This window comes from Actinocrispum wychmicini (assembly GCF_004345645.1).
GTDB classification, from domain to species: Bacteria; Actinomycetota; Actinomycetes; order Mycobacteriales; family Pseudonocardiaceae; genus Kibdelosporangium; species Kibdelosporangium wychmicini.
This window is the reverse complement of the sequence record NZ_SLWS01000002.1, coordinates 437,708-450,535: the sequence shown is the minus strand read 5'-3', so window position 1 is coordinate 450,535 and position 12,828 is coordinate 437,708. Positions and strand designations below refer to the sequence as shown.

The following is a 12,828-nucleotide window of genomic DNA, read 5'->3' as shown; positions in this document are numbered from 1 at the left end:
GGTCAACAGGGAAGAGACCAGTGGACATCTCCCTTGAAGTCAACGGCCGGACCGAACACGTGAGTGTCGAGCCCGGCGTGACGTTGCTGGACTGCCTGCGGGAACGCCTCGACATCACCGGTCCGAAGAAGGGCTGCGACCGCGGCCAGTGCGGCGCCTGCACCGTGCACGTCGACGGCCGGCCCGTGCTGTCGTGCCTGACCCTGGCCGCCACCGTGAAACGGCCGGTGACGACGGTGGACGGCCTCGCCGACGGGGACCGGCTGCACCCGGTCCAACAGGCGTTCGTCGACCGGGACGCGCTGCAGTGCGGCTTCTGCACGTCCGGCCAGATCATGTCCGCGGTGGCCGCCGTCGAGCAGGGCGTCGACGATGTCCGGGAGTTCATGTCCGGCAACATCTGCCGCTGCTCCGCGTACCCGAACATCGTCGCCGCGGTGCAACAGGTGAGGCGGGCCGATGCGACCGTTTGACCTGACCGCGCCCGCCACCGTCGAGGCCGCCCTCGGCCAGCCGGGGACGTTCCTCGCCGGCGGGACCACCCTGGTCGACCTGATGAAGCTGAACGTCATGACGCCGCGACATGTGTTGGACATCAACGACTTACCGTTGCGTGGCATCGACACCGGCGACGGGCTGCGGATCGGCGCGCTGGAGCGGATGAGCGACATCGCCCAGCACCCCGGCGTGTACCCCGCCATCTCCCGGGCACTGCTGCAGAGCGCGTCCCAGCAGTTGCGGAACATGGCCAGCATCGGCGGCAACCTGTTGCAGCGCACTCGGTGCGGCTACTTCCGTGACGTGAACATGCCGTGCAACAAGCGGGCGCCCGGCAGTGGCTGCCCGGCTGTCAGTGGTGCCAACCGGATGCACGCCGTGCTGGGCACGAGCGACTCGTGCGTGGCGACCCACGCCAGTGACGTCGCGGTCGCCCTCGTCGCGCTGGACGCCGAGATCCGGCTGGTCAGCGCCTCGGGGCAGCGGACCGTTCGGCTGGCCGACTTCTACCGGCTGCCGGGGGACACCCCGGACGTGGAGAACGACCTGCGGCCGGGCGAGTTGATCACCGAGGTCGTGGTGCCGCGGCTGGACTGGGCCCGGCGCTCGACCTACGTGAAGGTGCGGGACAGGCAGTCCTACGAGTTCGCGCTCTGTTCGGCCGCGGTCGCGTTGGACATCCAGGACTCGCGGGTCGTCGACGCCCGGGTGGCTGTCGGTGGCGTGGCGACCAGGCCGTGGCGGCTGACCGCGATCGAGGACGCCCTGCGTGGCGGGCCTGCGACCGTCGAGGCCTTCGAGGATGCCGCCGCCGTGGCGGCCGACGGGGCCAAGCCGTTGTCCGGCAACAGTTTCAAGGTGTCGTTGCTCAAGCGGACGGTGGTCCGCGCGCTGATCGAGGGGAGTCGTTGATGGCCAGCCGGGTGGACGGCCCACTGAAGGTCACCGGCCGGGCCAAGTACGGGGCGGACAACAACTTTCCCGGCCTGGTGCACGGCTACGTCGTGGTCGGCACGGTCGCCCACGGCGAGATCCTGGCGATGGACACCACGGCCGCCAAGAGTGCCCCGGGAGTCGTCGGCGTCTACTCGCCGTTCGACCCGCTCGTCCTGCGGACGGCGAGTACGCCCCTGCTCGGCGAGACGTGGGTTCCCTTACAGGACAAGGAAGTCACGTACTACGGCCAGGCGATCGGCCTGGTCGTGGCGGAGACGTACGAGCAGGCCAGGGACGCGGCGATGACCGTCGAGGTCACGTATGCCCGGCGCCCGGTCCGGACGTCACTGGCGGACGGCCTGGCGGAGGCCGAGGACGCGCCGGCGGCCAGGGACGGGACGCCCGCGACCTTCGCCGTCCTCGCCGACGGCGTGGCGTCCATTGAGGACGCTCTGGCGGCGAGCCCGGTGGTGGTCGAGGCGACGTACTCCACCGCCCCGCAGAACCACGCCGCCATGGAGCCGCATTCGGCGGTCGCGGTGTGGGACGCCGACGGCCTGACGATGTACAGCGGGAACCAGGGCGCCAGCCTGCAGGTGGCGGAGCTGACCGCTTCGCTGGAGATCGAATCGTCGGCGGTGCACACGATCAACCCGTTCGTGGGTGGGGCGTTCGGCGGCAAGGGCCGCACGTCCGTCGCGGCCTTCCTGGCGGCGGCCGCGGCCAGGGTGCTCGGCAAGCCGGTGAAGGTCGTACTGACCCGGGAGCAGATCTTCACCACGACCGCGAACCGCGCCGCGACCGTGCAGAAGATCACTCTCGGCTCGACCACCGGCGGCTCACTCGTCGCGGTGCGGCACGACTCGTGGTGCAGCACGGCGATGGACCGGTCGTTCGTCGAACCGACCTCGCACGGCACGTCCAGGGAGTGGTACGCGACCGAGAACCTGGCCATCAGCCAGAAGATCGTGCCGCTGAACATCCCGCGGACCACGTTCATGCGGGCGCCGGGCGAAGCGCCCGGGTCGTTCGCGCTGGAGAGCGCGATGGACGAGCTGGCGGCCAAGCTGGCCATGGATCCGATCGAGCTGCGGCTGCGGAACAACTCGACCGCGCCGCCGGGCAAGGACCTGCTGTGGTCGAGCAAGCATCTCGACGACTGCTACCGGATCGGCGCGGCCCGCTTCGGCTGGGCGGACCGTTCGCCGAACGGCCGCACGGACGGCGACTGGCAGGTGGGCCTCGGGATGGCCACCGCGATGTTCCCCGCGATCAGGTTCCCGGCGGCGGTCCGGATCACCTTGCGGGACGACGACACGGCTGTGGTCGGCACCGGCGGCGCGGACCCCGGAACCGGCCTGCTGACCGTACTTTCCTTGGTCGGCGCGGAATCGTTGGACATCCCGCCGGAGCGGGTCACCCCCTTGCTTGGCGACTCGGAGCTACCCCCAGGGGGTTTGTCCGGCGGGTCGAGCGCGACCGCGAGCGCGGGCACGGCGATCATGGCCACCGCGGCCCAGATCATCGACGAACTGCTGGCGTTGGCGTCCTCGCCGGGATCGCCGTTCGCGGGCAAGGAGGTTTCGTACGCGGACGGACGCTTGTTCGCGGACGGCGGTTCGATGACCTTCGGCGAGGTGCTTCGGGCGGTGAACCGTCCGTCGATCTCGGCCACCGGCTCGTCGGCCCCGGGCGAGGAGTTGACCAAGCACTCGTTCAGCTCATGGGGCGCCCAGTTCTGCGAGGTCCGCGTGCACAAGTGGACCCGTGAGGCGCGGGTGTCCCGCATGCTCGGCGTCTACGACGCCGGCCGGATCATCAACGACAAGACCGCCCGCAGCCAGATCGTCGGCGGGATGATCTGGGGCGTCTCCGCGGCGCTGCACGAAGGCCTGGAGTTGGAGGCGAACGGCCGGTTCGCCAACGGCGACCTGGCGAGCTACCTCGTCCCGGTCAACGCCGACATCCCGGACATCGACGTGCACTTCGTGGAGTACCCGGACACCCTGCACAATCCCGTCGGAGCCAAAGGACTCGGCGAGATCGGCGTCGTGGGCGTGGCCGCCGCGATCGCGAACGCCATCCACAACGCCACCGGTATCCGAGTGCGCCACATTCCCATCACGATCGAGGACCTGCTGGGCCACTAGTCAGGAACCGACCAGGGGGAGTAGGCGGTCGCGCACCTCCTGGTCGGTGAAACCGGCGGACTGCCCGATCGACAAGGAGCTGAACAAGGAGTCGCCCGCCAGCCAGTCCCGGAGCCGGCCGGCGACCTCATTGAGCGTGGCCGGTTCGGCTGCCAGCACCGCCACGGCTTCAGCCGACCGGTCGGGCAGCCGGGTCGCGCACCGCACCAGGAGTTCGCGCCGCACTTCGGCTTGTCCGTCGGTCAGTTCGTCGGGGCGCAGCAGGGGAGCGGCGGCCAGGCACTGTCCGGGAGTGTCCAACGCGGTGATCACCGTCGGCACGGCAGGCGCGATCCAGCTTTCGACGTCTGCCGTGAACCGGTCGCTGTACCGGCGCAGCCCCAGCATTTCGATCGCCGGCCACGGTTCACCGGCCCGCGCGGCGAACAACGCCGCCGGATCCCAGTCGGAGTTGGCGGCTAGCCAGCCGGCCAGGGCTATCGCCGCACTGGGGAAGTAGGCACTGGGATCGAGCGTGGACAGCGTCGCGACGCCAGCTTCGACGACCGCCGGATCGGCCGGCCGCGCCCACAGCCAGTCCATGTCCAGCCGGTGGTCGGGCCGGCTCACCTGGTCGATCAGCCACGCCCGTGCGCTGTCCTCGTCGCCGAGCCCCAGCAGATGGTCGGCCCGGCGGGTCGGGCCGAGGCCCACCGTGTCGTCCGGCCAGCCGGACCGTAGCTCGGCCAGCTGCTGGTTGGCGGCCCGGCCGCCGCGCGCCAGTGCGCCCTGCCAGGCGATGAACTCGTTGTTCCGCAATGCTTCCGTCGTCCCGGTGAGCGAGCGGACGTGCCACGGGCGGGACGAGGTGGCCGGGCCGGAGGTCGGCACACCGAGCTGCCGCAACCGGCCGGCGATGGCTGTCATCACCCGGTCGTTCAGCGGTGTTTGGGTGTGCGCGGCCAGGTCGGGGTGCCCCCAGCCGCGGTCCAGCCAGTCGGGCACCTGTTCGACACGGGCCGGATCCAGGCGGGCCAGCAGGGCCATGGCCGCGCCGCCGGCCATGCTGCCGTCCGGCCAGTCGACCGCGGCGATCCGGTCAACGGCCGGGGCCAGCCTCGGCCCGAGCCCGAACGCGGCCAGCATCATCGCGTCCGCCGCCGGGCCAGGCCAGTCCATCCGCTCCACGATCAACCCGGTGGCCCAGTCCGCGACGCCGCGACTGCGGGCCAGGTTGCGGTCGTTGAGCGCGACGTAGGCTTCAGTCGCGGTCGGCTGGTGCCGGCTGTCCAACAACGCGCCGACCAGGCGAGCGGCCGGCTCCGGCGCGGTCGGTGGGTGGGCGAACTCCGGCTCGGTGAACTGGGGGTCGACGCCGGTGATCCCGGTCATGATCAACTTCACCGGGGTGTCCGGCAGGTGCTCGGTCACCGGTCCGTTGGCCAGGACCCGAGTGGACGCGCTGATCAACTTCTCGCCGAGTGGACTGTCCGGTGGGCCGCCCAAGGCGTTGATCAACAGCACCGCGGCGACCGCCGCCTGCTGCTCGTCGTCGGCCGCCAACCGCTGTGCCAGCACCGGGGAGTCCGGATCGAGAACGTGGATGGCGACCAGGAACTCGGGCCGGTTCGGCCAGCGCGCGGCAGCCGCGGTGAGGAGCGGCAATGCCTCCGACGCACGATGCCGGTACGCCCGCAGCACGTTCGCCGCGACCGCGGCCTGCTTCGAGCGCGTGATCGCTTTGGTGGCCCATGTCCAGGCCGGTTCGGCGGCCGCCAGCACGGCCAGCGCCAGCGGATCCTCGGCAGGGCAGGCGGTGGCACTCTCGACTGCCTGGGCCAGCAACCAGCCCGCGACCTCGGCCCGGGCAGCGGCCCGCCCCGCCAGAACGCGACAGATCTCGACGATCGCCGGCGGCGTCGCGTCGTACAAGGTGCCCTGGTGCAGCACCGAAGCCCACAGTTCCTGACCGGCTTCGTCGGCGTTCCCGGAACGCAACCGCGCCAACAGTTCCGGTACGTCGGACGCGTCGCCATAGGCATGGGACAGCGAGCCCCAGTCGGTCATAGTCCGCCCCATCGTCATCCAGTTGATCAGCACCCTAGTAGGTTCTCGCTCACATTGCGGGCAGACCGAGAGGAGCAGCGCAGTGGCGAACAAGGAAGAACTGAAGGCGAGGATCCACGCCGCCTTCGATTCGGTGGTCGCGAACGGCGCAAGCTACACCAAGGTGTACGCCACCGAAATCAGGCAGAAGAACTACATTGTGTTCCGCCGAACGACGATCAGCAACTTCGTCATCGGCTTCCAGTCCGGCCGGACCGACCTGACCATCGTCCCAATCGATGAGAACAACGGCACGGTGACCGCGGGCACCCCGTTCACCATCACCGACGCCAACCGGGCGGTGGTGAAGAAACGCGACCTCCAGGGCCGGTTCGTGGTCAAGACCACCGACGGCCAGACGTTCCGGCTCACGGTGATCCCGTCAGTGCCGAAACTGATGGCCGTCGCGTACCAGTTGCCGGTAGACCAAAAGGCGGAGTACGACAGTTTCGTGGCGTTGCGGGATTCCCTCACTGCCGCGTAGTCGTTCAGGCCGGAGTCGCCTCGCGTGACCGGCGCTCAGGCGGGGCCGGGTTGAGCAGGACACCGAGTGGGACCGTCAACCGCCTGAGCGGGCCGGCTTTGGGCGGCGGCGTGGTCACCCGCGCACGCAGCAGCGGCACGCCGTCGCCGGCCAGTTCGTCGAAGGCCACAGCGCGGCCACCGATCGCGAGCAGCAGAGCCTCGGCCCGGCCGCGCACCGGCGCACCGTCGCCGTGTGTCCAGCCGGTGTCGGTGGCCGTCACGCGCAGGCCGGTGAGCCTGGACCCCATGGTGAAGCCGGGTGACGGCCGGGCGGTGAGATGGTGGAAGGCCACCCACAGCCGTTCTTCCGGGGTCGCGCGGGGAATGCCCAGCGGCACCCGGATGTCCAGGTCGTGCAGCAGGAGATCGGCGAGTACCGGGTCGAAGCCGGACCGCGGAATGGTGACCCCCGACCTGGCCCGCCGGCGCAGCACCTCGACGATCTCCTGGCTGGGGCGGCGGGCTTCCCGGCGGGTCAGCCACACGTTGATCCGGTCGAAGTCCGCCGCGGTTGCCACGATGCCGATGTACAGCTTGGCCTGCCCGAACCGTAAGTACGTGATCAGGTGGGCGGCGACGTCGTGCACAGTCCACTTGGCACACAGACTCCGCCGCTGGAACTGCTCGGCGGTGAGGTCAGCCAACACATCCGCGACCCGACGCCGTTCGTCCACGATCATGTCGAAGACCTTCATCCAGCCACGGTATCGCCGGCATCGGGAACCGGTTTCTTCCTGGTTGCCCGACCGTGAACGATCGTTAACGGCCGCAGACGCGTTGTCGCGCCTTGAGTCTGCGCCCGGAGATGATCGCTATGTCGACGCGCAGGTAGTACTCCCGCGCGCCCGGCGCCCACGGCTCCAAGCCCCGGCGCCGCACGGCGGCCAACTCCCGCTCGTCGGTCACCTGGGCGGCCATGCCCACAGCGACCACACTCCATCCACAGCGGACCCACTCGTCGCTGAACTCGTCCACTTCGAACGCGACCACGGCCCCGGTCGCGGCGATGGCAAGCCGGCTGCGGGACGCGGTCCGGATCACCACCGACGGTCCGTCCACAATGAAGTTCACCGGCTGGATCGCCGGCAGCGCCCGGTCGGTGTACACGATCCGGCCGACCGCGACCTCGTCCAACAGCCGGAGGCATTCCTCGGCACTGAGGATCTCCAGTCCCGCGGCGTCCACCTCGGCCCCCTTTGGTCTCGTGTCTCCCGGTGTGGTTTCCACTGTGCGGCGGCTCGGTCGGAGCGGATAGGGTCCAAAGTCCCGGACGCTCCCGGGCGCCCGTCGACCAGGCGAAGTCAGCCACGAAATGGGTGCGGGAAACGGCTACCCGGCGGTGGAACTGAGACCCGTCAGCGTTGTTCGTCGCGTCTGCGGGTGGCGTAGCGGGGGTCTTCGTGGTCGCCGCCGCGCAGCCGGTTGAGGACGGTGGCGGTGCCTTCGCCGTCGGGCAGGCGGACGTCGAGGATGGCCACGTCCGGGCGCAGCGCCGGGATCCGGGCCAGGGCCTGCGCGGCGGTGCCGGCCTCGCCGGTCACCTCGATGTCCGGCTCGTCCGCCAGGAGCTGGCGCAGCCCACGGCGGACCACCTCGTGGTCGTCGAGCAGGAACACGGAGATGGCCATGGTCACTCCTCGCGGTCGGCAGCCAGCACGTTACCCCGGTTCGCACTGTCCATTGCGGACGTTTCGCCGACCCGGACGAGCGCACTGAGCCCGCGCTCGTCCGGGAATCCGGCCCCGTGCAGACCGTGCCTGACATCGTGTCCTGCGCCGCGTGCCGCCGTTAGGGACTATCGGCCCCAGTGACCCAGGCCGGTCGCCACTGAATCGGGCTATTTCGGCAGCGGGACCGACCACGTGACGGTGGTCCCGCCGTGGGGTGCGCTGTCGATGGCGCACGTGCCGTGCAAGTGGGTCGCCCGGTCGGCGATGTTGGCCAGCCCGCTGTTGCGTTCCGGCTGGCTGGGCATGCCTTTGCCGTCGTCGCGGACCGACAGCCGCAGTCCGGTCCCGTCCCGGTCGACGGTGATGGCGATGGTGACCGCGCTTGCCTCGGCGTGCCGTGCGGCATTCGACAGCGTCTCGCGGAGCGTTGCCAGTACGTCGGGTCGGATGTCGTCGGGGACCAGGCTGTCCAATGGGCCGTCCATGCTGACTGTGGGTTCGAACCCGAGCGCGCCGGCGCCTTCCTGGATCACCCGCAGCAGTTCGCCCCGCAGGCTGACTGGCCCGCCTGGGGCCTCCTGTAGGGAGAAGATGCTGCGCCGGATCTCGCGGATGGTCTGGTCGAGGTCTTCGACGAAGCCGGCTACTCGGGTGCCGACCTCTGGTTTGACCACCAGTCGGGTCAGTCCTTGCAGGCCAAGCCCGATCGCGAACAGTCGCTGGATGACCTGGTCGTGCAGGTCGCGGGCGATCCGGTCGCGGTCCTCGAACACCGCGAGCCGTTGCCGGTCCTCTTGGGCCCGCGCGAATTCGATGGCCAGTGCGGCGTGGCTGGCGAAGGTGGTCACCATCCGCAGGTCGGGTTCGAGGAACGGGATCTGCCCGGCCGCCTTGGTGACCACCAGCACACCCAGCACTTGTTGGCCGGCTGCCAATGGCGCCAGGACGGTCGACCCCAGTTGTTTGAACGCGACCGGTGCCTCGCCGGCCCAGCCGAGCGGTGACCGTTCGGACGAGCCCCACCCGTCGTCGATCACGCGGGGTTCGGCACTGCGGTACACCTCGCCGAGGACGCTGCCCGTCATCGGCACCTGGTGGTCGGCCAACTCGGTGGCGGTCGCGCCGTCGACCACGTCGAACACCAGCTGTTCGCCCAGCTCGTCCGGCAGGGCGACGGCGACGAGCGGCGCCCCGGACACCTGTGCGGCCCGCCGCGCGACCAGTCGTAACGCGCCTGCGGCCGTCTGGTCGGCCAGCAGTGCCCCCGTCAGCTCGTTCGACGCGCGCGACCACGCCTCGCGCTGACGGGTCTGCTCGAACAGCCGCGCGTTCTCGATCGCGATACCGGCTGCCGCGGCCAACGCGACGACCACGGTCTGATCCTCGTCGGTGAACTCGCTGCCGCTCTTCTTCTCAGTCAGGTAGAGGTTGCCGAACACCTCACCACGGACCCGGACCGGGACACCGAGGAACGACTTCATCGGCGGGTGGTTCGGCGGGAACCCGTACGACTGCCGGTGTTCGTGCAGGTCGGGCATGCGGATCGGCTCGGGGTGCTTGATCAGCAGCCCCAGGATGCCCTTGCCGTGCGGGAGATCGCCGATCAGGTCTCGCTGCTGGTCGTCGATGCCGATGTAGATGAACTCCTGCAGGCTGGTGCCTTCCGGGGCGAGCACGCCCATCGCGGCGTAGCGGGCGCCGACCAGGTCGATCGACGACTGCACGATCCGCCGCAACACGTCCGGCAACGACAGGTCACTCGCGACGGACACCACCGCGTCCAGCAACCGGTGGATCCGGTCCTGGGACTCCAACACCTCGGCAGCCCGATCCAACAGCTCACGCAACAACGCGTCCAGGCGAAGCTGACTGAGGTCGGGAATCATCCGGTCACCGGACTGTTCGTTCACCGTGCCTCACTCAGGTCGGGGTCGGTTCCCGGCCGTCAAGGCTAGTGGCGCTCGCGACTGAAGGCGACCCAGGCCAAGATGAACGCAAGGCGCCGAACCAGCCCCGATCCACATCAGACGCCGGACCGGGTCACTCGCCGAGGGACGCGGCGTGGTCGGGGACGTAGGTCTGCTGGGCCCGGGGCGGCCGGACGTACCCGCTCGACGCCGGCCGGTGCGGCAGCTTCAGCAGGGGGCGTTTCACCTCGTGGTACGGGACGGTGGACAACAGGTGCGAGATCATGTTCAGCCGGGCCGTGCGCTTGTCGTCGCTTTCGACCACGTACCAGCGTGACTCGGGGATGTCGGTGTGCACGAGCATCTCGTCCTTGGCCCTGGAGTAGTCCTCCCATCGGGTGATCGACTCAAGATCCATGGGGGAGAGCTTCCACTGCCGCATCGGGTCGTTCAGCCGGGACTCGAACCGGCTCTGCTGCTCGCTGTCGCTCACCGAGAACCAGTACTTGCGCAGCAGGATGCCGTCCTCCACCAGCAGTCGTTCGAAGATGGGACACTGCTGCAGGAACCGGCGATACTCGTCGGGCGTGCAGAAACCCATCACCCGCTCCACCCCGGCGCGGTTGTACCAGCTGCGGTCGAACAAGACGATCTCGCCGGCCGCGGGCAGGTGTTCGATGTACCGTTGGAAGTACCACTGGGTCCGTTGCCGTTCGGTCGGCGTGGGCAACGCGGCGATCCGAGCGATCCGTGGGTTGAGGTACTGGGTTACCCGTTTGATGGTACTGCCCTTGCCCGCGGCGTCCCGCCCCTCGAAGATGACCACTACGCGCGCGCCTTCGGCCCGTACCCATTCCTGCATCTTCACCAACTCGGCCTGCAGCCGGAACAACTCCTGCTCGTAGACCGCGCGGGGCAGCCGCTTCTTCTTGTCCCTGTCGCCCACCATGGCCTCCTTTGCCCGTTCTGGCTACCCGACCACGGTAAGGCCAGATGAACCGGGTGGCATGCCCGAGCGGGTTGGCCGGGAGCGCACCGTTGTTGTCCCCCACCGCACGAGCGGTTCCATTGCGGACCGTCGAAGCCGAAACTGCCCACAGCAGACCAGAAGGGACCGCGACTCGTTCGAGCTTCACCAGGAAGGACTCTTCGATGTCTTCTACCCGTTCGCTGGAGAACTCCGTTCCCGCGGCACCTGCCCGTGTTGTGCCTGGTTACGCGGCCACCGCGGGTGCCTACAACAGTGGTCTGCTCCTGCTGCGCCTCGTGGTCGGGCTGGGCATGGCCGCCCACGGCTCGCAGAAGCTGTTCGGCTTCTTCGGCGGCGCCGGCCTGGACGGCACCGGGGAGTACTTCGTGATGTCCGGCTACCCGGCCGGCAAGACGATGGCGGTGGTGGCCGGCCTGTCCGAGACGATGGGCGGACTGGGCATCGCACTCGGCCTGCTCACCCCGCTCGCGGCGGCGGCGGTCGTCGGCGAGATGATCAACGCGCTCACCGTCAAGGGCGGTGGCTATTTCGCGCCGGACGGTATCGAACTCGAACTGCTGCTGGTGATCGCCGCGGCGAGCCTCGCGCTCACCGGGCCGGGCCGGTACGCACTCGACCGGTTCATCCCGGTGCTCCGGTCGCACCGGGTGATCTACGGCGTGGCGGCGATCGTGCTGGCACTGGTGGTGGGCGGAGTGTTCCTCCTGATCCGTGCCTGAGCGTCACCGCAGCGACGGGTGCCGGGCGGCGACGACGATGGCGGGCAACGGGAACAGCAGCAGCCACAGGTTGGGCAGCCACCACATCAAGGTGAAGTCGCCGCGCAGCAACCAGAAGCTGACCGCCTGCAGCCCGGCTGTGCTGGTGAGGACGAGTGAGACGACCACCAGCACCCGGCGCCGGGTGCGGACGCCGATCAGGCCGGTCAGGCTGGCGAGGACGTCGAGCAGGAGGAACGACTTGTTCCAGTCGGTGAGAATGGGATTCAGGTAGTCCTGATAGGCCAGCGAAGGTGGGATGATCCCGGCAATCACCACCGTCCAGTAGATGAGAAAGCCGATGTCGGTGCCGAGCATCGCCTTGCGTACCAGGCGCCATGGCGGCAGGCATGGCAGACGCGGCAGGCAGGACATGTCGGTCATGCCGGTTCGACCAGGTCGGCGATGTCCTGGCGGAGCCGCTGGTACAGCTCGCCGGTCGGCGGCGCGAGTCCGAGGATACGGCTGGTCCACCAGCCGTCCACCGCGAATCGCACAAGTGTCGCGGTGGCCGGTTCCAGACCGTCGGTCACCAATCGTTCCTGCCACTGTTCGTAGTGTTCGCGTAACACGTCGAGGGTTTCCGAGCCGCCACTGATCGCGCAGAGCAATGCGACCGCCACCTGATCGGACGGGTCGCCGCGCCGCGGTTCCGTCAGCGGGATGGCTGCGTCGAGCCACGCTTTGGTGAACGATCCGGGTGGACTGTTCGATGGTGGCAGAACTGCCTCGAAAATGGCGATCTGCCGGCGGAGAACACCTTCGATCAACGCTTGTTTGCTCCGGAAATGGTGGAGCAGGCCGCCTTTGCTGACCCCGGCCTCGCTGGCGACGTCCTCCAGCCGGACCGCGTCCGTGCCCTTGGCCAGGATGAGCCGAACAGTGGCGTCGAGCACACGTTCCCGCAGCATACGGTCCCCAAACCGGCTGGACGGTCGGACGTCGGCAGCCTACCCCAGCCCTCGCCGCGAGCACTATCACCGGCCGCGCCCGGCTCTTGATCACCACGACATCTCAGTTGGCCGACCGCGGCGGTGGAACTCGATAAACGCGCAGCTCAGCGCGCATTAACGGAGAGGGTTGTCCGCTCGGTAAATGTGACCACGGTCACGTCCTTTTGGGCAATGCTGCCCCAGTTGGACCGCGCCTGACGGCCGGATTCATGCCGGTTCCGCCGGGAAAGTCGCCAACTGAGACACCGCGGCCGAACCCGCGCATTGCACCCTTGGTGGCCGGACGTAACACCAAGGCCGGTTGAACCGCTAATTTGTCCGCCAGCAGCGAAACGCGGTAGCGCTCGCCGGTGTC

Annotated in this window: 12 protein-coding genes and 1 pseudogene; 5 read left to right on the top strand and 8 right to left on the bottom strand. The window is 69.1% G+C overall.

The window, feature by feature from the left end; all coding sequences use genetic code 11:
- The first annotated feature begins 20 nt into the window (after nucleotides 1-20).
- Genes EV192_RS10585 through EV192_RS10575 form a run of 3 tightly spaced genes read left to right on the top strand, consistent with a single transcriptional unit; the run spans nucleotide 21 to nucleotide 3,584 of the window.
- Nucleotides 21-473, top strand: a complete 453-nt coding sequence (locus EV192_RS10585) for a (2Fe-2S)-binding protein (protein WP_132113878.1) — start codon at nucleotides 21-23, stop codon at nucleotides 471-473.
- Nucleotides 460-1,410, top strand: a complete 951-nt coding sequence (locus EV192_RS10580; protein ID WP_132113876.1) for an FAD binding domain-containing protein — start codon at nucleotides 460-462, stop codon at nucleotides 1,408-1,410. Before EV192_RS10585 ends, EV192_RS10580 begins: the two co-directional genes overlap by 14 nt.
- A complete protein-coding gene (locus tag EV192_RS10575; protein WP_132113874.1) occupies nucleotides 1,410-3,584 on the top strand; it encodes a xanthine dehydrogenase family protein molybdopterin-binding subunit in 2,175 nt (724 codons plus the stop codon). Before EV192_RS10580 ends, EV192_RS10575 begins: the two co-directional genes overlap by 1 nt.
- Here the strand turns inward: EV192_RS10575 and EV192_RS10570 are convergent, their stop codons facing one another.
- Nucleotides 3,585-5,630 carry a hypothetical protein gene (locus EV192_RS10570; RefSeq protein ID WP_132113872.1) on the bottom strand — a complete coding sequence of 682 codons (2,046 nt, stop codon included), beginning with the start codon at nucleotides 5,628-5,630 and terminating at the stop codon, nucleotides 3,585-3,587.
- Nucleotides 5,631-5,712: 82 nt separating this feature from the next.
- Between EV192_RS10570 and EV192_RS10565 the strand changes: the two genes are divergently transcribed.
- Complete coding sequence (locus tag EV192_RS10565) at nucleotides 5,713-6,153, top strand: hypothetical protein (protein WP_132113870.1); 441 nt, start codon at nucleotides 5,713-5,715, stop codon at nucleotides 6,151-6,153.
- A 4-nt stretch (nucleotides 6,154-6,157) separates the two neighbouring features.
- Here EV192_RS10565 and EV192_RS10560 read toward each other — a convergent pair whose 3' ends face one another.
- From EV192_RS10560 to ppk2, 5 genes and pseudogenes are all read right to left on the bottom strand, one after another.
- Complete coding sequence (locus EV192_RS10560; RefSeq protein ID WP_132113868.1) at nucleotides 6,158-6,889, bottom strand: maleylpyruvate isomerase family mycothiol-dependent enzyme; 732 nt, start codon at nucleotides 6,887-6,889, stop codon at nucleotides 6,158-6,160.
- Nucleotides 6,890-6,953: 64 nt separating this feature from the next.
- Nucleotides 6,954-7,379 (bottom strand): pyridoxamine 5'-phosphate oxidase family protein, encoded by a 426-nt coding sequence (locus tag EV192_RS10555; RefSeq protein ID WP_207925969.1) that lies wholly within the window; start codon nucleotides 7,377-7,379, stop codon nucleotides 6,954-6,956.
- A gap of 227 nt (nucleotides 7,380-7,606) precedes the next feature.
- A pseudogene (locus EV192_RS10550) lies at nucleotides 7,607-7,822 on the bottom strand (response regulator transcription factor); the annotation flags it as partial.
- 209 nt (nucleotides 7,823-8,031) lie between these two features.
- On the bottom strand, nucleotides 8,032-9,774 hold the full coding sequence (locus EV192_RS10545) for a GAF domain-containing sensor histidine kinase (RefSeq protein ID WP_243726762.1): 1,743 nt from the start codon (nucleotides 9,772-9,774) through the stop codon (nucleotides 8,032-8,034).
- Between the two features lie 130 nt (nucleotides 9,775-9,904).
- Nucleotides 9,905-10,720: a polyphosphate kinase 2 gene (gene ppk2, locus EV192_RS10540; protein WP_132113866.1), complete on the bottom strand. Its 816-nt coding sequence runs from the start codon at nucleotides 10,718-10,720 to the stop codon at nucleotides 9,905-9,907.
- Between the two features lie 203 nt (nucleotides 10,721-10,923).
- On the opposite strand from ppk2, the gene EV192_RS10535 reads away from it, so the two are divergent.
- Nucleotides 10,924-11,481, top strand: a complete 558-nt coding sequence (locus EV192_RS10535) for a DoxX family protein (RefSeq protein ID WP_132113864.1) — start codon at nucleotides 10,924-10,926, stop codon at nucleotides 11,479-11,481.
- Nucleotides 11,482-11,484: 3 nt separating this feature from the next.
- On the opposite strand, the gene EV192_RS10530 is transcribed toward EV192_RS10535, so the two are convergent.
- Both EV192_RS10530 and EV192_RS10525 read right to left on the bottom strand, forming a co-directional pair.
- A complete protein-coding gene (locus EV192_RS10530; RefSeq protein WP_207925968.1) occupies nucleotides 11,485-11,904 on the bottom strand; it encodes a DUF5360 family protein in 420 nt (139 codons plus the stop codon).
- Complete coding sequence (locus tag EV192_RS10525) at nucleotides 11,901-12,431, bottom strand: TetR/AcrR family transcriptional regulator (RefSeq protein WP_207925967.1); 531 nt, start codon at nucleotides 12,429-12,431, stop codon at nucleotides 11,901-11,903. Before EV192_RS10525 ends, EV192_RS10530 begins: the two co-directional genes overlap by 4 nt.
- Between the last annotated feature and the right edge of the window lie 397 nt (nucleotides 12,432-12,828).